This window comes from Ensifer sp. D2-11, assembly GCF_054161295.1.
This window is the reverse complement of record NZ_CP096433.1, coordinates 3,383,694-3,404,988: the sequence shown is the minus strand read 5'-3', so window position 1 is coordinate 3,404,988 and position 21,295 is coordinate 3,383,694. Positions and strand designations below refer to the sequence as shown.

Sequence of the window (21,295 nt, the reverse complement as noted above, 5' to 3'; positions counted from 1 at the left end):
ATTCACGCCGACCGCTGGCGTGTTGGCCGCCTTATAGATAATTTCTCCAAATCGTGCCAGACCAACCAAGGTCCAATCGGAACTTTTTTTGCTTTGCGAAAAGATACGTCAAGGGAAGCTGGAAATTCATGCGCCTCATGGCTGAAGGTTTGAGTGCGAGGCGCGGCGAGGACCTGATTTTCCACGATATTTCGTTCGCGCTGGCTGCCGGCGAGGCGCTTGTGGTGACCGGCCCGAACGGTGCCGGCAAGTCGACGCTCCTGCGCGTCCTGGCGGGGCTTCTCGAGCCGGAAGGGGGCCGCGTCCGGCTCGAGGACGGCCCCTCGGGGTTCGAGCATCCGCGCGAACTCAGCCACTATCTCGGCCACCGCAACGCGATGAAGCGCGAGCTTACTGTGGAGGAAAACCTCACCTTCTGGCAGCGCTTCCTCGGCGATTCGCCGGGCGGCTCCGGCATCGGCCTCGTCGAAGCGGCGGAGGCCGTGGGGCTCGCCGACATCATTCATCTGCCCTTCGGCTATCTCTCCGCCGGCCAGCAGCGGCGCATGGCGATGGCGAAGCTCATTGTCGCCTTCCGGCCCATCTGGCTTCTCGACGAACCGACGGCGGCGCTCGACCTCAGCGCCGACAGGCTTTTTGCCGGGCTGGTCGCCGCCCATCTCGACCGCGGCGGCATCGTCGTAGCGGCCACCCACCAGCCGCTTGGATTCGCGGGGGCGAAGAGCCTTGAAATGACGGGATTCGTCCATTGATCGCCCTTTTTTTCCGGGATCTCAAGCTTTCGGTGCGCGCCGGCGGCGGCGCGATGATCGGCGTGCTCTTCTTCATGACGGTCGTCGCGGTCATCCCCTTCGGCGTCGGCCCCGATCTGAACCTGCTCGCCCGCATCGGCCCGGCGATCCTCTGGATCGGCGCGCTGCTCGCGTCGCTGCTCGGACTCGACAGGCTCTTTCAGGCGGAGCGCGAGGACGGCTCGCTCGACCTCATCATGATGCAGGAGACGCCATTGCTTCTCGCCGTTCTCGTCAAATGCGCCGCTCATTGGACCGCCACCGGCCTGCCGCTGGTGATCGCCTCGCCCTTTCTCGGCCTGTTCATGAACATGGACGAAGGCGCCATCGGGGCCACCATGGTCACCCTGCTCGCGGGAACGCCGGCGATAACCTTCATCGGCGCGGTCGGTGCTGCGGTCGCGGTGGCGCTGCCGCGCGGCGGCCTGCTCGTCTCGATCCTCGTCCTGCCGCTTGCCATACCGGTGCTCATCTTCGGCGTCAGCGCGGTCTATGCGGCAATCGAGGATCCGGCCCCGTTTCTGCCGCCTTTCATGATATTGATGGCGATAACCCTGTTCTTCGCGGTGATCGGACCAGTGGCGGCCGCGGCGGCACTCAGGCACTCGGCCGACTGACGGGACCCGGCACCTTAGGATGAATTGCGGAAGCCGGCCTTCCGCGTTAAAGAACCGTCATGAGTGAAAGCAGCCTGGCCATACGCAAATTCAGCGATCTCGCCAACCCGACCCGGTTCCTGGCGCTGACGGATCGCGTGCTGCCCTGGCTTGCCGCTCTCACGCTGCTCGTCTTCGCGGTCGGGCTCTGGCTCTCCTTTACCACCGAAGGCGACTACCAGCAGGGCGAGACGGTGCGTATCATGTATGTGCATGTGCCTTCGGCCTGGCTTTCCATGATGTGCTACACGGTCATGGCGATCTCCGCACTCGGCACGCTCGTCTGGCGTCATCCGCTCGCCGACGTCTCGGCAAGAGCCGCAGCGCCGATCGGCGCCTGCTTCACCTTTCTGGCACTCGTCACCGGCTCGCTCTGGGGCAAGCCGATGTGGGGCACCTGGTGGGTCTGGGATGCGCGGCTGACCTCGGTCTTCGTGCTCTTCCTCATGTATCTCGGGCTGATCGCGCTGAACCGCGCCATGGATGACCCGAGCCGATCTGCGCGAGTCTCGGCCGTGCTTATCCTTGTCGGTTTCGTCAACATCCCGATCATCAAGTTCTCGGTCGAATGGTGGAACACGCTGCATCAGCCCGCAAGCGTCATACGCCTCGACGGGCCGACGATCGATCCGGAATTCCTCCGGCCGCTCATCGTCATGGCGATCGCCTTCACGCTCCTGTTCTTCACCCTGCATATCGCCGCCATGCGCAACGATATCTGGCGCCGTCGCGTGGCCTCGCTCAGGCGCCAGGCGGCGCGCAATGCCGGCCGGGAGCAGCTTACGCCATGATGAGCCATGCCGCCTATGTCGTCGCCAGCTACGCGGTTGCCGCCGCCACGGTAGCCGGACTCATCCTGTGGGTCCTTACCGACGGCCGCGCCCGCAGGCGCGAATTGCAGCAGCTCGAGGCCGCCGGGATCCGCCGCCGCTCCGCGGCAGGGCCAGCCGGAGGGGGCAAATGACGGACGCTGAGACGCCGCAGGACGAGCGCAGGCCCGGAGCCCTCCGTTATCTCATGGCGGCGCTTCCGCTCCTCATCTTCGCGGTGCTCGCACTCATCTTCTGGAGCCAGTTGAACTCCGGCAGGGACGTCAGCGAAATCCCCTCGGCGCTGATCGGCACCAAGGCGCCGATGCTCGCCATGCCCCCGCTCGAAGGGGCTGCAACGCCGTCGGGCGAGCCGATGCCGGCTCTCGACGACGCGGCGGTAAAGGGCAAGCTCACGCTCGTCAATGTCTGGGCTTCCTGGTGCGTCCCCTGCCGGCAGGAGCATCCGATCATCCTCGAATTGTCGAAGGACCCGCGCCTCAACGTCGTCGGCATCAATTACAAGGACCGGAACGAGAACGCGCTGAGGTTCCTCGGCGAACTCGGCAATCCGTTCTCGGCGATCGGCGTCGATCCGAACGGCAAGGCGGCGATCGACTGGGGCGTCTACGGCATCCCGGAGTCCTTCCTCGTCGCCGCCGACGGCACGATCCTCTACAAGCGCGCCGGCCCCTTCGACGAGAAGAGCCTCCGGGAAGGGCTGATGCCGGCGATCGAGAAGGCGCTTGCGGGTTCGTAGTCGCAGCTGCCCCTCATCCGGCCTGCCGGCCACCTTCTCCCCGCAAGCAGGGCGAAGGAGACTCGCGGCGGCCCCGCATGTCCCTTCTCCCCGTTGAACGGGGAGAAGGTGGCGGCAGCCGGACGAGGGGCAAATGCCGGAGAGAGGGAGCCGTTAGTCTAAACCCCCGCCTGCCATGCCTTCACCGCATCGAGCGGCCAGACCAGCATCAGCACGTTGAGCGTCAGGTTGTCGCGCACCATGTAGCCGGTGAAGAGTTCGAGAACGATGGCGATCGCGACCGTGGCTGCCACCGGGAGCCGCGAAGCGATGAGGAAGCCGACAGCCATGGCGAACGTATCCATGGCCGAATTCAGGATGCTGTCGCCGAAATAATCGAGCGAGATCGTCGCGGCGCGGTAGCGGTTGATCACCATCGGCGTGTTCTCGGCGATCTCCCAGGCGGACTCTATCACGGTTGCGAGAAGCAGGCGCGCGCTCCAGGGCTTGCCGCGCATGAGAAGGTGACCGAGGCCGTAGAAGAGAAAGCCGTGGATGACATGGGACGGCGTGTACCAGTCGGAAAGGTGTTGGGAGTTACCGCTGGATTTGACGACGCCTTCCCAGAGCTTGATGTAGCCGCATTCGCAGATCCATAGCCGCCCCATCAGATGCTGCACGAGGACCTGGATTGCCAGCACGCCGAGGCAGGCAAGCAACCAGAGCGCCGCTCTTCGCTGCTTGTCGCCCTGCGAGCCGGCCGCGATCGTCACTCCGCGCTATCCTGTTCGAGCGAATGCTTCATGATCAGCGGCATCTGGGCGAGCGTGAAGAGGATGGTGATCGGCATGGTGCCCCAGACCTTGAAGGCGACCCAGAAATCCGTCGAGAAGGAGCGCCAGATCACCTCGTTGAGCACGGCGAGGAACAGGAAGAACACACCCCAGCGGATCGTCAGCTTCCGCCATCCCTCCTCGTCCAGCTTGAAGGCGGCGTGGAAGACGTAGCCGAGCAGCGATTTGCCGAACAGGAGCCCGCCGAGCAGGATCGCGCCGAAGAGCGTGTTGACGATGGTCGGCTTCATCTTGATGAAGGTGTCGTTCTGCAGCCAGAGCGTCAGCGCGCCGAAGACGAAGACGACGATACCGGAGACGAGCGGCATCATCGGCAGCGTGCGTGTCATGATCCATGAAGCAATCAGCGCCGCCGCCGTTGCCGCCATGAAGAGGCCCGTCGCTATGAAGATCGGCCCGCCGAGCTCGGCCAGCGCAGGAAAGCGGCCAGCCAGCCACTCGCCCCGCGAATTGGCGAAGAAGAAGACCATCAGGGGGCCGAGTTCCAGCACGAGCTTGAGCAGCGGGCTTACCTCTGTCTTCGGCTTGGCGGCCTCGATCGTCGACATGTGCGGATCCTGTTCTGTCATCTTCTGCCGCTCATAGCATCAGGATTGCGGCAAAACCATATCAACCGCGGTTTTGACGCAAACCTCCCCCGCTTCGTCAAGGAGCCGCAACACCGGCGATCGCCTCGGCGAAGTCCTTGGCTTCGAACGGTTCGAGGTCGTCGATCCCTTCGCCGACGCCGATGAAATAGACCGGCAGCTTGTGCTTGGCGGAGATCGCCACCAGAATGCCGCCGCGTGCCGTGCCGTCCAGCTTGGTCATGATCAAGCCGCTGACGCCGGCGACGTTGCGGAATATCTCGACCTGCTGCAGGGCGTTCTGCCCGGTCGTCGCGTCGAGCGTCTGCAGCACCGTATGCGGCGCGTCCGGATCGAGTTTTCCGAGAACGCGCACGATCTTTTCGAGCTCCGCCATCAGTTCGGCCTTGTTCTGCAGCCGCCCGGCGGTGTCGATGATCAGCACGTCCGCCTTCTGCTCGCGGGCACGCTGGAACGCCTCATAGGCAAGCCCCGCCGCATCGGCGCCGAGCTTCGAGGAGACGATTTCGGATTTCGTCCGTTCGGCCCAGATCTTCAGCTGCTCGATCGCCGCCGCTCGGAAAGTATCGCCGGCGGCCAGCATGACCTTGAGTCCCGCGCCGGAAAGCTTTGCCGCAAGCTTGCCGATCGTCGTCGTCTTGCCGGTTCCGTTGACGCCGACAACGAGGATCACGTGCGGCTTGTGGCTGAGATCGAGTTCCAGCGGCCTGGCGACCGGCGCCAGCACCTTGGTGATCTCGCCGGCCATGATGCGCGAAACGTCCTCGCCGGACACATCCTTGCCATAGCGCTCCGAGGCGAGCGTGTCGGTGATGCGCATCGCCGTCTCGACGCCGAGGTCCGCCTGGATCAGCAGATCCTCGAGATCCTGCAGCGTCGCCTCGTCGAGCTTGCGCTTGGTGAAGAGGCTGGCGATCTGGCCGGTGAGTTGCGACGAGGTGCGCGCAAGGCCCAGGCGAAGGCGCTGGTACCAGTTGAGCTTGGCTTGCGGGGCGGGCGCTTCTTCCCTGGGGCGCCTCTCGGCAGCGGCGAAGCCTTTGGGAAGGCTGGGTGCGAGGGGCTCGGATGGAGGCTCGCCCCCCTCTGCCCTGCCCGGCATCTCCCCCTCAAGTGGGGAGATTGGAGGAGGATTGCTCTCGTCCTCCGACGCCGCCTTTTCATCTGCCGAAGCGCCTCGGTCGTCTACGTCAATCACCACCTCTTCGACGGTGGCTGCGACGGCGGCTTCGCGCTCCTCCTGCTCTCCCCCTTTGAGGGGGAGATGTCCCGAAGGGACAGAGGGGGGTGCCGAGAGCTCATCGACAGTCGTTGGGTGTTCGGAAGGAGGTTCATCCCCCTCTGCCCTGCCGGGCATCTCCCCCGCAGGGGGGGAGATCGGGTGCGGGACGCTCTCGTCCTCCTCCACGGTGTTTTCATCCGCGGCGGGAGCAGTGCTTGCAGGCGCTTCCTCGCTCGTGGTTTCGCTCGTCGGCGTGCTTGGCTCGAGGGAAACATCGCGATCGTCTGTGCCAGCTTCCGTTGCCTCGGCTGCGCTACGATTTTCCTCGACGGGTGCCTGGGTCCCGCCCTGTTCTCCCGAAGGGACGGAGGGGTTTACCGCGACCTCATCGGAAACGGCCGTCTCCTGCGGCGGCGCCGGTTTCTCTTCGACGGCATCCTTGCCGAAGGAGAAGATCTTCTTGATGAAACCAATCGCCATGGGAATGTCCGCTATCAGGCCGCAGCCATCTGTTTGCGCTCGATCGTCAAATGCTTGCCATTGTGGCCGGTGATTCCGACTGCAACAAGCGACCGCGGCTCAAGGCCGGCCGCGTCTACGAGCGTGAAGTTTTCCGTATGTGCCAGACCGTTCATCTCCACCAGGATCGTCTGGCTGCTGCCGATCATGCCCTCGAGGTGGCCCGCATGAAGCTCCGCCCCCTTCGCACGCAGGCGCGCGGCACGCTCCTTGACAAGCGCGCGGTCGAGTTGCGGCATGCGGGCGGCCGGGGTGCCGGGGCGCGGGCTGTAGGGGAAGACGTGAAGATGCGCGATGCCGCAATCCTCGGCGAGCCGCATGGCATTCTCGAACATCGGCTCGGTCTCGGTCGGAAATCCGGCGATCATGTCCGCACCTAGGCTGATCTCGGGGCGCAGGCGCCGGACCCCGTCGCAGAAGGCACGCGCATCGGCGCTCGAATGCCGCCGCTTCATGCGCTTCAGGATCAGGTCGTCGCCGTGCTGCAGCGAAAGATGCAGGTGCGGCATGAAGCGTGGCTCCTCGGCGATGAGGTCGAGGAGGTGGCCGTCCGCCTCGATGCTGTCGATGGAGGAAAGCCGCAGGCGGAGGATTTCCGGCACCTGTTTCAGCAAGGTCTTCGCGAGAAGCCCGAGGGTCGGCGTTCCGGGCAGATCGGCGCCGTAGCTCGTGGCATCGACTCCGGTCAGAACGATCTCGCGATAGCCGCTTTCGGCAAGGCGTCTCGCCTGGTCGACGACGGCGCCCATCGGCACGGAGCGCGAATTGCCGCGGCCATAGGGAATGATGCAGAAGGTGCAGCGGTGGTCGCAACCGTTCTGCACCTGGATGAAGGCGCGCACGTGCCCGTCGATGTGCTTCACCATCTGCGGTGCGGTGGCGCGCACGCTCATGATGTCGTTGACACGGAGTTTCTCCTCGGCCGAGACGCCGAAATCCGGCAGCGAGCGATAGGAAACGCTTGCGAGCTTCTCCTCGTTGCCGAGCACCGCGTCCACCTCTGCCATTTCGGCGAAAGTTTCCTTCTCGGTCTGGGCGGCGCAGCCGGTGACGATGATACGGGCGTGCGGATTTTTGCGCCGCGCGCGGCGGATCGCCTGGCGCGCCTGGCGCACGGCCTCGGCGGTGACGGCGCAGGTGTTGACGAGGACGGCGTTGTTCAGCCCCGCCTTTTCGGCCTCCGCCCGCATCACTTCCGATTCATAGGTGTTGAGGCGGCAGCCGAAGGTTATGACCTCGACGCCGCTCAAAGGGCTCTCGCTCCGTTGTCGCCGCTCTCCGGCTCGTTGCGTGCAAAGATGCCGGTGACGGGATCGACGGTGCCGGACCATTCCCATTCGGCCGGCCCGGTCATGATGACGTGGTCGTCGCGCTCGCGCCATTCGATCTTGAGCGGACCGCCGGGCACGTTCACGGTAACCATCCGCTCGGTCCGGCCGGTTCTCGCGCCGTTGACGGCGGCGGCACAGGCGGCCGAACCGCAGGCAAGCGTCAGGCCGGCGCCGCGTTCCCAGGTCCTAAGGTCCATCTCCTGGCGGGAGCGGATGCGGGCGATCGAGATATTGGCGCGCTCGGGGAAGATCGGATGGTTCTCGAGGAGTGGTCCGAACCGGTCCAGCTCGTAGCTCCACACATCGTTCTCGACCCAGAAGATCGCATGCGGATTGCCCATGGATGCGACCGAGGGGGAATGCAGCACGGGCGCATCGATCGGCCCGATCTGCAGCTCGATGCGCCGCGTGTCGTGGAATTCCTCCGCGAGCGGGATCTGGTCCCAGCCGAAACGCGGCTTTCCCATATCGACCGAGATCGTGCCGTCGTCGTGTTCCTTCGCTTCGAGAAGTCCCGCGACCGTATGGAACAGGAAGGCTTTCTTGCCGGTCTCGGCCGCAAGCGCCTGCACGACGCATCGGGTGCCGTTGCCGCAGGCCTGGGCCATCGACCCGTCGGAATTGACGATGTCTATCCAGGCATCGGTGCCGGCGGACTTCGGGTCATGGATCGCCATGATCTGGTCGAACTCGGTCGCCGGGTCGGCATTGAGCGCGATCGCTGCCTGAGGCGTCACGCGATCCTTGCGCCCGCGCATGTCCACCACCAGGATCTTGTTTCCAAGCCCGTTCATCCTGGCAAATTGCACCTGATCGCCCATGTCGCGCTGGTCCAAACCCTGGCCCCCGATCGGGAGGCGCCCTTCATTCGGGCTGTATATGGCGGAAAAGCCCGGAAATTACCAGTGCCGCCTTTGAGTGCGGCGCGCCAGGTGCAGCGGAGCGCCGGGGAGATCGACCGGTAGACCGCTGGTTCCGCCAACGGATTCGATTGAGGCTCCTCGCGGGGAACACTTACTTGCATAAATGCTGTAAATGCTGCAATATACAGCAAACCTAACGATCATAGGAGAGGGCCATGCCCCGTTCAGGCGGTTCCTACACCACAAGCGAGCTTTCCCGTAAGTCCGGCGACATCATCGCCGAGGCATTGCGGCGGCCCGTTACCATCACGCAGCGCAACAAGCCGCGCCTGGTGCTGCTCAACATCGAAGACTACGAACGGTTGACGCGGCAATTGGACAGCCGAAGCGCCGGCACGATCGAGACCATGTCTGACGGCCTGTTTGCCGAATTCGAGAATGCCGTCGAAACCTATGCGCAAGAGGATGAGTCTGGAAAGCCATGAGCTACGACCACTTCCAGACCGCGTCCGTCATCCGCTACCCTTACCTCTGGGCACGGCAGGCTCGTGCGGGTGAGACGGAAGGCCGGAAAGACCGGCCCGTTGCGGTCGGAGTGCGCATAGCTCGACCCGACGGAAATCTCGTCATCTTCTTCCCGATTACCTCCAGGCAGCCGGATGCATCGCGATTTGCTGCGGAGGTCCCGACGATCGAAAAGCGGCGGGCCGGCCTCGACGTCGATCTACGTCTCTGGATCATCTTCGACGAATTCAACAGCGATATCGTTGGCAGATCTTTCTATCTCGAACCGGAACCGCCGATCGGCCGTTTCAGCAAAGCATTTTTCCTGCCGCTGCTGCGGGAATTTATCGCCCGGCGAAAGGCCTCCACGGACGTCGTTCGTTTTCGGTAGCGTCGCCAGGACCGGTTAGCGCTTCGTTGGTCCTGCAGTGCCGCGCGTCTTACCAGGCGCGCAAAGGTCGTTGCAGCACTTTGACCTGCTGCGCGTTTTTTGTCCTTTAACCGGGTACGATCAAAGGTCACATGTTTGTTGGCGCGCCCTCAACAGCACCGTAGCGTGCCAGTGGAGCGCTCGATCCTTGACTTTTCTTCCGGTTTCCTGTTTATCGCGACGAATTCCTTCGCAAGTGATGACTTCCGAAGCCACCGACCGGGCCCCGCAAAGGTATAAAGAGAGCCCGGAGGTCAACACCCGACAGCGCGTTGCGCCCTCGGGTGGTTTTTGGCTTTGCGCCTTGTTTTCCGCGCGAAGGGACCCACGTTTCCGGACGAGCCGACCTATCGCAATCCGGAGACAAGAAGGAAGAGAATATGTTCGAGAGCCTCCAGGACCGTCTTGGTTCCATATTGAATGGACTGACCGGCCGCGGCGCCCTGTCGGAAGCCGATGTTTCCGCAGCGCTTCGGGAGGTTCGCCGTGCGCTGCTCGAAGCGGACGTGGCGCTCGACGTGGTGCGGTCCTTCACGGAGAAGGTTCGCGAAAAGGCGGTCGGCGCCGAAATCGTAAAGTCGATCAAGCCCGGCCAGATGGTCGTCAAGATCGTTCATGACGAGCTCATAGCGATGCTCGGCTCCGAGGGCGTTACGATCGATCTCAATGCGGCGGCTCCGGTCGTCATCATGATGGTCGGCCTGCAGGGCTCGGGCAAGACGACGACGACCGGCAAGATCGCCAAGCGGCTGACCGCACGGGACAAGAAGAAGGTCCTGATGGCCTCGCTCGATACCCGCCGCCCGGCCGCGCAGGAACAGTTGCGCCAGCTTGGCGTGCAGACCGGCGTCGATACGCTTCCGGTCATCGCCGGCCAGTCGCCGACCGACATTGCCGCACGTGCCGTGCAGGCGGCCAAGCTCGGCGGCCACGACATCGTCATCCTCGACACCGCCGGCCGCACCCATATCGACGAGCCGCTGATGATCGAGATGGCGGAGATCAAGCGGAAATCCAACCCGCATGAGATCCTGCTCGTCGCCGATGCGCTGACCGGACAGGACGCCGTCAACCTCGCCCGCAATTTCGACGAACGCGTCGGCATCACCGGCCTGGTGTTGACCCGCATGGACGGCGATGGCCGCGGCGGTGCGGCGCTCTCCATGCGGGCCGTCACGGGCAAGCCGATCAAGCTCATCGGCGTCGGCGAGAAGATGGACGAACTCGAGGAGTTCCATCCCCGCCGCGTCGCCGACCGCATCCTCGGCATGGGCGACATCGTCTCGCTCGTCGAGAAGGCGGCGGAGAACATCGACGCCGAAAAGGCGGCCGCCATGGCCGCCAAGATGGCCAAGGGCAAGTTCGACCTCAACGACCTCGCCGATCAGCTGCAGCAAATGCAGAAGATGGGCGGCATGGGCGGCATCATGGGTCTGATGCCCGGCATGGCCGGCATGAAGGACAAGATGTCCGCCGCCGGCCTGGATGACTCGCTCTTCAAGCGCCAGCTCGCGATCATCTCCTCGATGACCAGGGCGGAGCGCGCCAATCCGGATATTCTCAAGCATTCGCGCAAGAAGCGCATCGCCAGCGGCTCCGGCACCGATGCCTCCGACATCAACAAGCTTCTGAAAATGCACCGCCAGATGGCGGACATGATGAAGATGATGGGCGGCAAGGGCAAAGGCGGCATGATGAAGCAGATGATGGGCGGCCTCGCCGGCAAGATGGGTCTCGGGGGTTTAAGCGGCGGAATGCCCGATCTCTCGAAGATGGATCCGAAGCAGCTCGAGGCCCTGCAGAAGCAGGCCGAGGCCGCGGGTCTCGGCAAGCCCGGCGGCGGCCTGCCTGGTCTTGGTGGTTTGCCCGGTCTGGGCGGCGGTTTCCCCGGCCTCCCCGGCCTACCGAAGAAGAAGTGAGGATCGCGACGAATGCTTGATCCCGAGATCAAAGAGGAATTGGCGAGCTACCGGCAGTCGATCGACAATATCGATGCCGCGCTCGTCCACATGCTGGCCGAACGCTTCCGCTGCACCAAGGCGGTTGGCGTGCTCAAGGCCAAGCACCAGCTGCCGCCGGCCGATCCGGCGCGCGAAGAATACCAGATCGAACGCCTCCGCCACCTGGCGAAAGACGCCAATCTGGATCCGGATTTCGCCGAGAAGTTCCTGAACTTCATCATCAAGGAAGTCATCCGGCATCATGAAGCCATCGCCGCCGATTGCTCGCAGAACGCGGGCAGCGCCGGCACCACCCATTCCGCTTGAGTCAAGCGGTCAAGAAAGCCTGCAAGGAGTAAATTGAAATGGCACTGAAAATTCGTCTCGCCCGCGGCGGTTCCAAGAAGCGTCCCTATTACCAGATCGTCGTTGCCGACGCGCGCAGCCCGCGTGACGGCCGCTTCCTCGAAAAGCTCGGCTCCTGGAACCCGATGCTTGCCAAGGACGACGAAAAGCGCATCGAACTGAACGCCGAGCGCGTTCAGCACTGGATCGCCCAGGGCGCCCAGCCGACCGACCGCGTAATGCGCTTCCTCGACCAGGCCGGCCTTGCCAAGCGCCCGGCCCGCAACAACCCGACCAAGGCGCAGCCCGGCAAGAAGGCACAGGAACGTGCCGCTGAAGCCAAGCAGAAGGCCGAAGAAGCAGCCGCTGCAGCTTCGGAAGCAGCCGCGGAATAATTTCCGACGACCGGCATTGAAAACGGGCGGCATTTCCATGCCGCCCGTTTTGCTTTATGTGCACCGGAAAATCGCATGTTCTCATCCCGATGTGGTTCAGGAAACATGCAGCACGTTCACCCTGGATGCCCGACGATGACACAGCTGAAGAACCCTGTCCTGATGGCGACGATCGGCGCGGCGCAAGGGCTGCGCGGCGAGGTGCGGGTAAAGTCCTTCACCGACGATCCGGCCGCACTCGGCGACTATGGCAACCTCCACAGCGAGGACGGCCGCGTCTTCGAGGTGCTTGAGATCCGCGAGGCCAAGAACGTGGTCGTCGTGCGGTTTCGGGGCATCAACGACCGGACCGCTGCCGAAGCGCTCAACGGTCTCGAACTCTTCATCGAGCGCGACAATCTCCCCGACGACGATCTAGACGAGGACGAATTCTTCTACGCAGACCTCGAGGGTCTGGAAGCGGTCGACCGCACCGGCAAGAGCTATGGTTCGGTGACCGGCGTCTTCGATTTCGGCGCTGGCGATCTCCTCGAACTGAAGGGCCCGGGCCTCAGGCCGGTGCTTATTCCCTTCACCGAATGGTCGGTACTCGAAATCGACCTCGAAGCGGGCAAGCTCGTCATCGACCCGACCGCCGCCGGGCTCGTCGACGACGAGAAGAGCGGGCCCGGCAAGCCCTTTCCGACCAAGCGCAAGTGAGCCCACGGCAATGCCCTTTCGCGCGACTGTCCTGACGCTCTACCCGGAGATGTTTCCGGGGCACCTCGGCGTTTCGCTCGCCGGAAAGGCGCTGGAGCGCGGAGACTGGTCGCTGGAGGCCGTGCAGATTCGCGACTTTGCCGGCGACAAGCACCGCACCGTCGACGATACGCCCGCGGGCGGCGGTGCCGGAATGGTACTGAAGCCCGACGTTCTTGCCCGCGCCATCGATCATGTCGCTGCAGACGACGGGCGTCCGCGGCTTCTGATGAGCCCGCGCGGGCGGCCGCTGACGCAGGAACGGGTGCGGGCGCTGGCCGACGGTCCCGGCGCAGTCGTCGTCTGCGGCCGTTTCGAGGGCGTCGACCAGCGCGTCATCGATACGCGTGGACTCGAGGAAGTCTCGATCGGCGACTACATTCTTTCCGGCGGCGAGCCGGCAGCACTCGTTCTGCTCGACGCCGTGGTGCGTATCCTGCCGGGTGTCATGGGCAATCAGCTTTCAGGTGTCCACGAGAGCTTCGAGGGAGGGCTCCTCGAACATCCCCACTACACGCGTCCGCAGATCTTCGAAGGTCACGAAATCCCGGCCGTCCTCACCTCCGGCAACCACGCGGCCGTTGCGCAGTGGCGGGAAGCGACGGCGCGCCGGCTGACGGCGGAACGCCGGCCCGACCTCCTGGAACGGGCCCGGCATCCGAAGCGTGATCCGGCTCAGCCCGTAAAGAAATAATAGGCCGCCAGCAGCAGACCCACCGCCACCACCACGGCGCGGATGACCGCCTGCGGGACGCGTCGTGCCGCCCATACGCCCATATAGCCGCCAAGAGCTGCGCCCGGCACCATGATCGCCGCGTGCAGCCAGGAGACGACGCCACCCGCGGCGAAAACCACGATGGCGATTGCGGCGATGACGATGGAGATGAAGTTCTTGAGTGCGTTCAGCCGGTGGTAGCCGCCGCCGGTGGCAAGCCCCAGCACGGCAAGCATCATAATGCCCATGCCGGCGCCGAAAAAGCCGCCATAGACGGAGGTCGCCAGCTGGCTCGCCACGCCCAGCGGGCCGATGCGATGCTCGTCGCTGCGCGCCTTCGGCTTCAGGAGGGGGCCGGCGGCGAAGATCGCCGTTGCCGCGATCAGCAGCCAGGGCACCATCGCACGGAAGGCCGGATTGGAGAGCGACAGCAGCAGAAGCGCGCCGGCGAGCCCGCCGATCGCCGAAATGATACCGAGGACGAGGGCGTTCTTCCGGTCGGCGCGGATCTCCTTGGCATAGGCAAGCGTCGACGTGATATAGCCTGGGAACTGGATGATGGACGAGGTCGCGTTGGCGACGATCGGCGGCAGCCCGCCAAGCGTCATCGCTCCGAAAGTCAGGAAGGTGCCGCCGCCGGCAATGGCATTGACGACGCCGGACAGGAAGCCGGCGACGAAGAGCAAAAAGACCTGGAGCAACGTCATGGCTTTCCCCCGAAACACGTGAATCGGGATAGCCGGTGGCGCGGTCGACCGCAAGTCCGCGATACATTGCGGCCCCTCCCCATCTTTCCCCACAGGCGGGAGGGGGTGGGGAGGGGCATTCTTGAGGCGGGCGTGCGACAAAATCCGCTTTCGGGGATGACAAGGCCGGTCATATGGTGTATGTGCCGGCCCGGTTCGGGTTCCTTGCCCGTCGACCGTCAACAAAGAATGGCGAATACGCTCCTGCCGCAAATGCGGCAAGGCCTGAAGGGAAGTCCGACAGGCCGATCGAGAGCGCTCTGGCTGTTTCAGAAAAACGCAAAGGTTAGACCGATGAACATCATCCAGCAGCTGGAAGCCGAACAGGCCGCCAAGATCGCCGCAAAGCGCACCCTTCCCGAATTCTCCCCGGGCGACACCGTCCGCGTCAATGTACGCGTTGTCGAAGGCAACCGCACCCGCGTACAGGCTTACGAAGGCGTCTGCATCGCCCGTTCCGGCGGCGGCATCAACGAGAGCTTCACCGTTCGCAAGATTTCCTACGGTGAAGGCGTCGAGCGCGTATTCCCCGTCTACTCCCCGCTCGTCGAGAGCGTAGATGTGGTTCGCCGCGGTAAGGTCCGCCGCGCCAAGCTCTACTATCTGCGCGACCGCCGCGGCAAGTCGGCTCGTATCGTCGAAAACACCGGCACCCGCGCCCGCAAGCTGAACGACGCCGAGCGCCAGGCCGTTGTCGAGGAGAAGGCACGCATCGAGGCTGAAAAGGTCGCAGCCGCCCAGGCTCTGGCCGCCGAGAAGGCAGCAGCCGAAGCCGCCGAGGCAAAGGCAGCGGAAGAAGCAAAGGCTGCGGAAGCTGCAGCAGAATAAGTTTTCGACTCTTCAGAGTTGTGCGGAAAGGCGGTCCTCGGGCCGCCTTTCTTTTTGGTATCAGCCGCTTGTGCTCCCCATAGATTTTATGACATTTTCTGTCGCCACAATCTGGGAGTTCCTCCAATGACAATTCGTCGCCACGTGCTTGCGGGCATTGCCGCAGTTCTTGCCGTTCCATTCGCAGTCTCTGCGCCCGTTTTCGCCAGCGACCTGCCCGACCTCGGCGGCAAGACGGTCGTCGTGGTGACGGAGAATGCCTATCCGCCGCTGCAGTTCGTCGATCCGAAATCCGGCCAGGCCATCGGTTGGGAATATGACGCGATGAACGAGATCGCCAAGCGCTTGAATTTCAAGGTCGAGTACCAGAACACGAGCTGGGATGCGATGATCCAGGCGGTTTCCGACGGTCAATACCAGATCGGCATGACCGGAATCACCATCAAGGACGACCGCAAGGAGAAGGTCGATTTCTCGGATCCCTATATGCGCTCGCAGCAGTTCATGCTGGTGCGCGGCGACGAGACCCGCTTCGACGATGCCAAGAGCTTCGCAGCGCTCGAAAGCGGTCTGGTCGGCGCCCAGCCCGGGACTTCGCCTTTCTACACGGCCGTCTACGAGGTTCTCGACGGCAACGAGCAGAACCCGCGCATCAAGCTGTTCGAAACCTTCGGTGCGACGGTGCAGGCGCTGAAGGCCGGCGACGTCGATCTGGTCTTGACCGACAGTGTCGCGGCCAAGGGTTATGTGGATTCCTCCGACGGCCAGCTCAAGGTGGTCGGCGAGCCGCTCGGCACCGAGGATTTCGGCTTCATCTTCCCGAAGGGATCGGAACTCGTCGCGCCGGTCAATGCCGCCATCAAGGCGCTCAAGGAGGACGGCACCTTCGACGCGCTCAACAAGAAGTGGTTCCTCGACTACAAGATGGGCGGCTGACCGCCGGAACGGGATAAAACGCATGTGCGGTTTTCCGCCCACGTCCCGCTTCCACCTACTGGAATTGAAATGACGCCGGTCCAATCATCCGACACTTCCGGGAAGGACGATTATCCCTGGTGGCTGATCGCCCTTCTCGTGATCGCTGCGGCACTGGCCGCGGTCATCGCCGCCAATGATATCTTCACGCAGGTATTCACCGTCGTCCTGAAGGGGTTGGGCGTCACCGTTTTCGTCACTCTCGTCGGTTTCGTGCTCGCAACGGTGCTCGGCCTCGGCGTGGCCCTGATGGCGCTTTCCGAGCATGTGGTCCTGCGCCAGATCGCGCGCTTCTATACGGAAGTCATCCGCGGCGTACCGATCCTCGTGCTGCTGTTCTATATCGCCTTCGTCGGCGCGCCTGCACTGGTGACGGTCGCGAATTTCGTGGCGGCGCCGCTGATTTCGGCGGGCTGGATCGAGCCGTTCGTCGTTCGCGACGTGTCGCTGATGTGGCGGGCAATCATGGCGCTGATGATCGGCTATTCGGCCTTCATCGCCGAAGTCTTCCGCGCCGGCATCCAGTCGGTCGACAAGGGCCAGGTGGAGGCGGCAAAGGCGCTCGGGCTCTCCCGCTACCAGCGCTTTCGCCTCGTCGTCTTTCCGCAGGCGATCCGCGTCATCCTGCCGCCGCTCGGCAACGACTTCGTGGCGATGGTCAAGGATTCCTCCCTCGTCTCGGTGCTCGGCGTCGCCGACATCACCCAGATGGGCAAGGTCTATGCCTCAGGCTCCTTCCGCTTCTTCGAGACCTATTCCATCGTCGCCTATGTCTATCTCGTGCTGACGATTGGGTTGTCGCTGGCCCTTCGGGCGGTCGAGCGGCGGTTGAGGCGGTCGCAAGTGCGATAGGCAAGGGGGAGTCGGGCAGGCAGGGGAGTACTGCACCTCCAACGCTGCCGTCACGGTCCGCCCGCTCAGCCCTCGAGTTCCTCGCGCAGCATTTCCAGTTCGAGCCATTCCTCTTCCATGCGCGTGAGGTCCGTCCTGAGCTTCTCAAGCTCGGCGGCGAGCTTGGCAAAGCCGTTCGGGTCGCGCGAGAAAAGGTCGGGATCTGCCATCTTCTCTTCCCGCTTCGCGATCTCCGCCTCCGACCTGGCAATCTCCTTCGGCAGGTTTTCGAGCGCGAATTTCTGCTTGAAGGAGAGCTTGCCCTTCGCCTTCTGATGTTCGCTCGGCGACGAGGAGGCGCCGCTCGATCTGGCCTTCTCGGCTTTCTCGCTCCGGCGCCTTTCCTCGAGTGCGCCGCGGCGCTGCGCCATCATGTCGGAATAGCCCCCGGCATATTCGATCCAGCGGCCATCGGGCGCCTCCGGGTTGGCCGGAGCGATGGTCGAGGTCACGGTACGGTCGAGGAAATCGCGGTCGTGGCTGACCAGGATCACCGTTCCGGAAAATCCGGCCACGATCTCCTGCAGCAGGTCCAGCGTCTCGATATCGAGGTCGTTGGTCGGTTCGTCGAGGATCAGGAGGTTGGTCGGGCGTGCCAGGATGCGGGCGAGCATGAGACGCGCGCGTTCGCCGCCGGACAGGTCGCGGATGGGCGTTCGCGCCTGCTCCGGCTGGAAGAGGAATTCCTTCATGTAGCCGGTGACATGGCGCTGCTCGCCATTGACGAGGAGGGTCTCGCCGCGCCCGTCGGTCAGATAATGCGCCAGCGTCTCGTCCAGGTTCAGCTCCTCGCGTTTCTGGTCGAGCGTGGCGATCTCCAGATTGGTGCCTAGCTTGACGCTGCCCGTGTCCGGCGCGAGCTGACCGGTCAGGAGCTTCAGCAACGTCGTCTTGCCGGCGCCGTTCGGTCCGACGAGGCCGATGCGGTCGCCGCGGTGGACGCGGATCGAGAACGGCGCGACGATCGTGCGATCGCCATAGGCCTTGGTGATCTTCTCCGCCTCGATGACGAGCTTGCCCGATTCCCTGGCGTCGGCCACGGTGGCCTGGACCGTGCCTTGCGGCCCCTTGTGCCCGCGATGGCGGGCCCGCATGTCCTGCAGCTCGCCGAGCCGGCGCATGTTGCGCTTGCGCCTTGCGGTCACGCCGTAGCGCAGCCAGTGCTCTTCGCGCTCGATCGCCTTGCCGAGCTTGTGCTGTTCGAGCTCTTCCGCCTCCAGCACCTCGTCGCGCCAGGCCTCGAAATGCGCGAAGCCGCGATCGAGGCGGCGCGATTGGCCGCGGTCCAGCCAGACGGTCGCCGTCGACACCTTTTCGAGGAAGCGCCGGTCGTGCGAAATCAGCACCAGCGCCGAACGGCTGCGGACGAGCTCGTCTTCCAGCCACTCGATCGTCGGCAGATCGAGATGGTTCGTCGGTTCGTCGAGAAGCAGAATGTCGGGTTCCGGCGCAAGCACACGGGCAAGGGCGGCACGACGCGCCTCGCCGCCGGAAAGGCGCGTCGGCTCTTCCTCCCCGGTCAGCCCCAGATGCTGCAGCAGGTAGGCGACCCGGTAGGGATCGTCGCCTGGTCCGAGGCCGGCTTCCGCATAGGCCTGGACCGTATCGAAGCCGTCGAAATCGGGCGCCTGGTGGAGATAGCGTATCGTCACCGATGGATGCCTGAAGATCTCGCCCGACTGGGGTTCTGCAAGCCCGGCGGCGATCTTCATCAGCGTCGATTTGCCCGAACCGTTGCGGCCGACGAGGCAGATGCGATCGCCCGGCTCGACCTGCAGGCCCGCACCCGCGAGCAGCGGCGTGCCGCCGAAGGTCAGTAGAATGTCGTCAAGCTTCAGGATGGGAGGCGCCAAGGCATCAGGCTCCGGAAAGATCATAGGGCCGGGCGAGAATGACGGCCCGGCCGGATTTCAGGGTGAAGCGGACCGTGCCATCCGCGATGTTCGAAATGGTGCGCGACGAGCCGAAGGGCAGATGAAAATCCTTCAGCGGGTAGCGCACGTTCTCGATCGAGAGACCGTCAAGGTCCGCAAAGCCGAGGATCGAGAAGAGGCTGCCTTTCGGCAACTCGATCTCCTGCGAGCCGGGCAGCAGCGGATAGGCCTCCTCCTCGCCGGAGGTCATCATCACCGCAACGCCGCTCTCGGCAAGCGCGACGGTGCCGAGGAGGTGCAGGAAAGCGTGATCGCTGCGCGCGCCGCCGAGTCCGCCCGCGAAGACGAGCGAGGTCGCGCCACGCTCGAGGGCCGCCTCGACGGCGATCTCCCCATCGGTCGCGTTCTTGGCAGCCGGATGGCGTTCACGCGGGACGCCGGCGAACTCCGCCAGAAGCGCCTCGTCCGTGGAATCGAAGTCGCCGACCCAGAGATCGGGAACGACCCCCAGCGTCCTTGCATGGCGCATGCCGCCGTCGGCGGCGACGAAGCGGCTGCCTTCGAGCTGTCGAGCGAGCCGGTCTGTCGGCGTCAGCGCGCCGCCGAGCAGGATGGTGAAGGGTGATCGGGTCATGGCAGAAGCCCATAGCGCAAAGCAGCGGCGAAGGAAAAGGGCTCCGGCTGCTGTTTTGCGAACGCATGCTGCGCGGATCAGGTTCCGGACGCCGGATCTCCGGGGAAAAGCATGCCGTCATAGATGCCGGGCGTCGATCCGGCGATCTCCACCGCACCGACCGCGCGGGCATAGAATTCGGCGGGGCCGACGCCGCCGATGATCGCATAGGCATAGCCGGCGGCGCGCATGGACAGCAGGCTTTCGACGAGCAGGGCCTCGCCGATGCCCTTGCCGCGCATGGCCGCGTCCACTCCGGTCGGACCGAAGAAGCCGAGCGCGGTTACGTCATGGCAGGCGAAGCCCACGATCCGGTCCCGATGGTGAGCGATGTGGATGCGCGCCGGCGTCGAGGAGAAGGCGGTTTCGGCCTCGCCGGCCCACCCCGCCCCGAAGCGCTCCTCGATCCAGGGAATGACGACCCGCCGCTCGGCCGCAAGCGCCCGCCGGATGCGGACGTCGGGGTCGAGACGCGATGGACGGCCCTCGGGCAAGGCATAGAGGCGGACGAGCATGTCTGGCATGGAATTGTCTCCGCTTTCGGCGAACAAACGGCGCCGGCAATTGTTTGACTTTTAATAGCGCGCCCGGCGCGGACGGCAAACGTCCCTGCTGAAACTCAGCTTGCCTAAGCCGTCGCCGGAAGCTAAATCTTTTGCTGCTCTAACGGGGTGCCCTGGCCGGCTTTGCGACCATGGCTGAGAGGCTTCGAGCCAACCCGCGGAACCTGATCCGGCTCATACCGGCGGAGGGATTAGAAGCGATCGGACCGATACGCGCTTTTCCCATTGCAGCAACAACAAAGGGAGAGGTGCCAGAATGTCCAGTTCACTCCATCGAAAAATCCTTGGCCGGCTTGCGATCGCCGCCGCTTCGATCGCGGCATTTTCCGTGAGCGCGGCGGCCGCGGAAAAAACGCTGACGGTCTATACCTATGAGAGCTTCATCACCGAATGGGGGCCGGGCGCCAAGGTGGCGGAAGCGTTCGAGAAGACCTGTGACTGCAAGGTCGACTATGTAGGGGTCGCCGACGGGGTCGAACTCCTGACGCGGCTGAAGCTCGAAGGTCAGGGATCGAAGGCCGACATCGTACTCGGCCTCGACACCAATCTGGTGGCGGAGGCGAAGGCGACCGGCTTCTTCGCACCGCACGGCGCCGATACCGCTTCCGTCAAGGTCCCGGGCGGCTTCTCCGACGACACCTTCATACCCTATGACTACGGCCATTTTGCCGTTGTCTACGACACAGAGGCACTGAAGGACCCACCGAAGAGCCTCAAGGAACTGGTCGAGGGCGATCCGTCGCAGAAGATCGTCATCGAGGACCCGCGGACCTCAACCCCCGGCCTCGGCCTCCTGCTCTGGGTGAAGTCGGTCTATGGCGACAAGGCCGGCGAGGCCTGGGCGAAGCTCAAGGACCGCGTGCTGACGGTCACGCCGGGCTGGTCGGAAGCCTACGGTCTCTTCACAAAGGGCGAGGCGCCGATGGTTCTCTCCTACACCACCTCGCCTGCCTATCACATGGTCGCGGAGAACACCGAGCGCTACCAGGCGGCCCCCTTCGCCGAAGGCCACTATATCCAAATCGAAGTCGCCGCATTGACGAAGAACGCGAAGGACCCGGAACTCGCCCGGAACTTCCTGACCTTCATGATCGGTCCGGAATTCCAGTCGATCATCCCGACGACCAACTGGATGATGCCGGTGACGGCGACCAAGGAGCCGCTGCCGGAAGCCTTCGGCAAGCTCGTCGACCCGCAAAAGACGTTCCTCATTCCCTCCGGGGAGGTCGCCGCCAGCCGCAAGGCCTGGATCGACGAATGGCTGGCCGCCATGAGCCGGAACTGAGGCCGGATTGTCCGGCACAAAGGAA

General features: G+C 64.1%; 25 protein-coding genes and 1 riboswitch. Of the genes, 16 read left to right on the top strand and 9 right to left on the bottom strand.

The window, feature by feature from the left end:
* Nucleotides 1-128: 128 nt before the first annotated feature.
* From ccmA to M1D34_RS16180, 5 genes are read left to right on the top strand one after another with little or no spacing between them, the layout of a single operon-like run.
* Nucleotides 129-752 (top strand): heme ABC exporter ATP-binding protein CcmA, encoded by a 624-nt coding sequence (ccmA, locus tag M1D34_RS16200; protein ID WP_248448775.1) that lies wholly within the window; start codon nucleotides 129-131, stop codon nucleotides 750-752.
* Nucleotides 749-1,408 carry a heme exporter protein CcmB gene (ccmB, locus tag M1D34_RS16195; protein WP_003529714.1) on the top strand — a complete coding sequence of 220 codons (660 nt, stop codon included), beginning with the start codon at nucleotides 749-751 and terminating at the stop codon, nucleotides 1,406-1,408. The genes ccmA and ccmB overlap by 4 nt, the downstream gene beginning before the upstream one ends.
* Before the next feature lie 59 nt (nucleotides 1,409-1,467).
* Nucleotides 1,468-2,238 (top strand): heme ABC transporter permease, encoded by a 771-nt coding sequence (locus M1D34_RS16190; RefSeq protein ID WP_107608085.1) that lies wholly within the window; start codon nucleotides 1,468-1,470, stop codon nucleotides 2,236-2,238.
* On the top strand, nucleotides 2,235-2,411 hold the full coding sequence (gene ccmD / locus M1D34_RS16185) for a heme exporter protein CcmD (RefSeq protein ID WP_003529719.1): 177 nt from the start codon (nucleotides 2,235-2,237) through the stop codon (nucleotides 2,409-2,411). Before M1D34_RS16190 ends, ccmD begins: the two co-directional genes overlap by 4 nt.
* Nucleotides 2,408-3,016, top strand: a complete 609-nt coding sequence (locus M1D34_RS16180) for a DsbE family thiol:disulfide interchange protein (RefSeq protein WP_088217593.1) — start codon at nucleotides 2,408-2,410, stop codon at nucleotides 3,014-3,016. The genes ccmD and M1D34_RS16180 overlap by 4 nt, the downstream gene beginning before the upstream one ends.
* A gap of 158 nt (nucleotides 3,017-3,174) precedes the next feature.
* On the opposite strand, the gene M1D34_RS16175 is transcribed toward M1D34_RS16180, so the two are convergent.
* The 5 genes from M1D34_RS16175 to dapF form a co-directional block, all read right to left on the bottom strand.
* Nucleotides 3,175-3,768: a DUF2585 domain-containing protein gene (locus M1D34_RS16175; protein WP_498779904.1), complete on the bottom strand. Its 594-nt coding sequence runs from the start codon at nucleotides 3,766-3,768 to the stop codon at nucleotides 3,175-3,177.
* Nucleotides 3,765-4,397: a septation protein A gene (locus M1D34_RS16170; RefSeq protein WP_010970512.1), complete on the bottom strand. Its 633-nt coding sequence runs from the start codon at nucleotides 4,395-4,397 to the stop codon at nucleotides 3,765-3,767. Before M1D34_RS16170 ends, M1D34_RS16175 begins: the two co-directional genes overlap by 4 nt.
* A 97-nt stretch (nucleotides 4,398-4,494) precedes the next feature.
* Entirely contained in the window at nucleotides 4,495-6,135 is a 1,641-nt protein-coding gene (gene ftsY, locus M1D34_RS16165) for a signal recognition particle-docking protein FtsY (protein WP_498779903.1), read from the bottom strand.
* 14 nt (nucleotides 6,136-6,149) lie between these two features.
* Nucleotides 6,150-7,424, bottom strand: coding sequence for a tRNA (N(6)-L-threonylcarbamoyladenosine(37)-C(2))-methylthiotransferase MtaB (gene mtaB, locus M1D34_RS16160; RefSeq protein ID WP_498779901.1), 1,275 nt, complete (start codon nucleotides 7,422-7,424; stop codon nucleotides 6,150-6,152).
* Nucleotides 7,421-8,326 (bottom strand): diaminopimelate epimerase, encoded by a 906-nt coding sequence (gene dapF, locus M1D34_RS16155; RefSeq protein ID WP_050543906.1) that lies wholly within the window; start codon nucleotides 8,324-8,326, stop codon nucleotides 7,421-7,423. The genes mtaB and dapF overlap by 4 nt, the downstream gene beginning before the upstream one ends.
* 257 nt (nucleotides 8,327-8,583) lie before the next feature.
* Here dapF and M1D34_RS16150 point away from each other — a divergent pair, with 257 nt between their 5' ends.
* The 7 genes from M1D34_RS16150 (at nucleotide 8,584) to trmD (ending at nucleotide 13,414) form a co-directional block, all read left to right on the top strand.
* A complete protein-coding gene (locus M1D34_RS16150; protein WP_003529737.1) occupies nucleotides 8,584-8,853 on the top strand; it encodes a type II toxin-antitoxin system prevent-host-death family antitoxin in 270 nt (89 codons plus the stop codon).
* Nucleotides 8,850-9,263 (top strand): hypothetical protein, encoded by a 414-nt coding sequence (locus tag M1D34_RS16145; RefSeq protein WP_003529738.1) that lies wholly within the window; start codon nucleotides 8,850-8,852, stop codon nucleotides 9,261-9,263. The genes M1D34_RS16150 and M1D34_RS16145 overlap by 4 nt, the downstream gene beginning before the upstream one ends.
* Before the next feature lie 419 nt (nucleotides 9,264-9,682).
* Nucleotides 9,683-11,221: a signal recognition particle protein gene (gene ffh / locus M1D34_RS16140; protein ID WP_248448779.1), complete on the top strand. Its 1,539-nt coding sequence runs from the start codon at nucleotides 9,683-9,685 to the stop codon at nucleotides 11,219-11,221.
* Between the two features lie 12 nt (nucleotides 11,222-11,233).
* Complete coding sequence (locus M1D34_RS16135; RefSeq protein WP_003529740.1) at nucleotides 11,234-11,569, top strand: chorismate mutase; 336 nt, start codon at nucleotides 11,234-11,236, stop codon at nucleotides 11,567-11,569.
* Nucleotides 11,570-11,607: 38 nt separating this feature from the next.
* The gene (rpsP, locus tag M1D34_RS16130) at nucleotides 11,608-11,982 is read left to right on the top strand and encodes a 30S ribosomal protein S16 (RefSeq protein WP_003529742.1); all 375 of its coding nucleotides are present in this window, start codon (nucleotides 11,608-11,610) and stop codon (nucleotides 11,980-11,982) included.
* A gap of 135 nt (nucleotides 11,983-12,117) precedes the next feature.
* On the top strand, nucleotides 12,118-12,681 hold the full coding sequence (gene rimM, locus M1D34_RS16125) for a ribosome maturation factor RimM (protein ID WP_010970516.1): 564 nt from the start codon (nucleotides 12,118-12,120) through the stop codon (nucleotides 12,679-12,681).
* Between the two features lie 10 nt (nucleotides 12,682-12,691).
* On the top strand, nucleotides 12,692-13,414 hold the full coding sequence (gene trmD, locus M1D34_RS16120; protein WP_498779898.1) for a tRNA (guanosine(37)-N1)-methyltransferase TrmD: 723 nt from the start codon (nucleotides 12,692-12,694) through the stop codon (nucleotides 13,412-13,414).
* Here trmD and M1D34_RS16115 read toward each other — a convergent pair.
* Nucleotides 13,396-14,142: a sulfite exporter TauE/SafE family protein gene (locus M1D34_RS16115; protein ID WP_498779897.1), complete on the bottom strand. Its 747-nt coding sequence runs from the start codon at nucleotides 14,140-14,142 to the stop codon at nucleotides 13,396-13,398. The genes trmD and M1D34_RS16115 overlap by 19 nt on opposite strands.
* A 333-nt stretch (nucleotides 14,143-14,475) precedes the next feature.
* Between M1D34_RS16115 and rplS the strand changes: the two genes are divergently transcribed.
* The 3 genes from rplS to M1D34_RS16100 all read left to right on the top strand — a co-directional run bounded on the left by rplS (nucleotide 14,476) and on the right by M1D34_RS16100 (nucleotide 16,836).
* Nucleotides 14,476-15,009 (top strand): 50S ribosomal protein L19, encoded by a 534-nt coding sequence (gene rplS, locus M1D34_RS16110; RefSeq protein ID WP_003529750.1) that lies wholly within the window; start codon nucleotides 14,476-14,478, stop codon nucleotides 15,007-15,009.
* A 126-nt stretch (nucleotides 15,010-15,135) separates the two neighbouring features.
* Nucleotides 15,136-15,945 carry a basic amino acid ABC transporter substrate-binding protein gene (locus M1D34_RS16105; protein WP_010970519.1) on the top strand — a complete coding sequence of 270 codons (810 nt, stop codon included), beginning with the start codon at nucleotides 15,136-15,138 and terminating at the stop codon, nucleotides 15,943-15,945.
* Between the two features lie 69 nt (nucleotides 15,946-16,014).
* On the top strand, nucleotides 16,015-16,836 hold the full coding sequence (locus M1D34_RS16100) for an amino acid ABC transporter permease (protein ID WP_003529754.1): 822 nt from the start codon (nucleotides 16,015-16,017) through the stop codon (nucleotides 16,834-16,836).
* Nucleotides 16,837-16,901: 65 nt separating this feature from the next.
* Here the strand turns inward: M1D34_RS16100 and M1D34_RS16095 are convergent, their stop codons facing one another.
* From M1D34_RS16095 to M1D34_RS16085, 3 genes are all read right to left on the bottom strand, one after another.
* On the bottom strand, nucleotides 16,902-18,728 hold the full coding sequence (locus tag M1D34_RS16095; RefSeq protein ID WP_498779895.1) for an ABC-F family ATP-binding cassette domain-containing protein: 1,827 nt from the start codon (nucleotides 18,726-18,728) through the stop codon (nucleotides 16,902-16,904).
* 4 nt (nucleotides 18,729-18,732) lie between these two features.
* On the bottom strand, nucleotides 18,733-19,383 hold the full coding sequence (locus M1D34_RS16090) for a thiamine diphosphokinase (protein ID WP_010970521.1): 651 nt from the start codon (nucleotides 19,381-19,383) through the stop codon (nucleotides 18,733-18,735).
* A gap of 77 nt (nucleotides 19,384-19,460) precedes the next feature.
* Nucleotides 19,461-19,946 carry a GNAT family N-acetyltransferase gene (locus M1D34_RS16085; RefSeq protein WP_107608551.1) on the bottom strand — a complete coding sequence of 162 codons (486 nt, stop codon included), beginning with the start codon at nucleotides 19,944-19,946 and terminating at the stop codon, nucleotides 19,461-19,463.
* A gap of 133 nt (nucleotides 19,947-20,079) precedes the next feature.
* Nucleotides 20,080-20,193: riboswitch (TPP riboswitch) on the top strand.
* Between the two features lie 48 nt (nucleotides 20,194-20,241).
* On the opposite strand from M1D34_RS16085, the gene thiB reads away from it, so the two are divergent.
* The gene (gene thiB / locus M1D34_RS16080) at nucleotides 20,242-21,270 is read left to right on the top strand and encodes a thiamine ABC transporter substrate binding subunit (RefSeq protein WP_003529762.1); all 1,029 of its coding nucleotides are present in this window, start codon (nucleotides 20,242-20,244) and stop codon (nucleotides 21,268-21,270) included.
* The last annotated feature ends 25 nt before the right edge of the window (nucleotides 21,271-21,295 follow it).

Bases quoted from the DNA above. Each gene is read 5' to 3' on its own strand.
- ccmA (WP_248448775.1), top strand. From the start codon at position 129: ATGCGCCTCATGGCTGAAGGTTTGAGTGCGAGGCGCGGCGAGGACCTG.
- M1D34_RS16190 (WP_107608085.1), top strand. From the start codon at position 1,468: ATGAGTGAAAGCAGCCTGGCCATACGCAAATTCAGCGATCTCGCCAAC.
- ccmD (WP_003529719.1), top strand. From the start codon at position 2,235: ATGATGAGCCATGCCGCCTATGTCGTCGCCAGCTACGCGGTTGCCGCC.
- M1D34_RS16180 (WP_088217593.1), top strand. From the start codon at position 2,408: ATGACGGACGCTGAGACGCCGCAGGACGAGCGCAGGCCCGGAGCCCTC.
- M1D34_RS16170 (WP_010970512.1), bottom strand. From the start codon at position 4,397: ATGTCGACGATCGAGGCCGCCAAGCCGAAGACAGAGGTAAGCCCGCTG.
- ftsY (WP_498779903.1), bottom strand. From the start codon at position 6,135: ATGGCGATTGGTTTCATCAAGAAGATCTTCTCCTTCGGCAAGGATGCC.
- dapF (WP_050543906.1), bottom strand. From the start codon at position 8,326: ATGGGCGATCAGGTGCAATTTGCCAGGATGAACGGGCTTGGAAACAAG.
- M1D34_RS16150 (WP_003529737.1), top strand. From the start codon at position 8,584: ATGCCCCGTTCAGGCGGTTCCTACACCACAAGCGAGCTTTCCCGTAAG.
- M1D34_RS16145 (WP_003529738.1), top strand. From the start codon at position 8,850: ATGAGCTACGACCACTTCCAGACCGCGTCCGTCATCCGCTACCCTTAC.
- ffh (WP_248448779.1), top strand. From the start codon at position 9,683: ATGTTCGAGAGCCTCCAGGACCGTCTTGGTTCCATATTGAATGGACTG.
- M1D34_RS16135 (WP_003529740.1), top strand. From the start codon at position 11,234: ATGCTTGATCCCGAGATCAAAGAGGAATTGGCGAGCTACCGGCAGTCG.
- rpsP (WP_003529742.1), top strand. From the start codon at position 11,608: ATGGCACTGAAAATTCGTCTCGCCCGCGGCGGTTCCAAGAAGCGTCCC.
- rimM (WP_010970516.1), top strand. From the start codon at position 12,118: ATGACACAGCTGAAGAACCCTGTCCTGATGGCGACGATCGGCGCGGCG.
- trmD (WP_498779898.1), top strand. From the start codon at position 12,692: ATGCCCTTTCGCGCGACTGTCCTGACGCTCTACCCGGAGATGTTTCCG.
- M1D34_RS16115 (WP_498779897.1), bottom strand. From the start codon at position 14,142: ATGACGTTGCTCCAGGTCTTTTTGCTCTTCGTCGCCGGCTTCCTGTCC.
- rplS (WP_003529750.1), top strand. From the start codon at position 14,476: ATGAACATCATCCAGCAGCTGGAAGCCGAACAGGCCGCCAAGATCGCC.
- M1D34_RS16105 (WP_010970519.1), top strand. From the start codon at position 15,136: ATGACAATTCGTCGCCACGTGCTTGCGGGCATTGCCGCAGTTCTTGCC.
- M1D34_RS16100 (WP_003529754.1), top strand. From the start codon at position 16,015: ATGACGCCGGTCCAATCATCCGACACTTCCGGGAAGGACGATTATCCC.
- M1D34_RS16090 (WP_010970521.1), bottom strand. From the start codon at position 19,383: ATGACCCGATCACCCTTCACCATCCTGCTCGGCGGCGCGCTGACGCCG.
- M1D34_RS16085 (WP_107608551.1), bottom strand. From the start codon at position 19,946: ATGCCAGACATGCTCGTCCGCCTCTATGCCTTGCCCGAGGGCCGTCCA.
- thiB (WP_003529762.1), top strand. From the start codon at position 20,242: ATGTCCAGTTCACTCCATCGAAAAATCCTTGGCCGGCTTGCGATCGCC.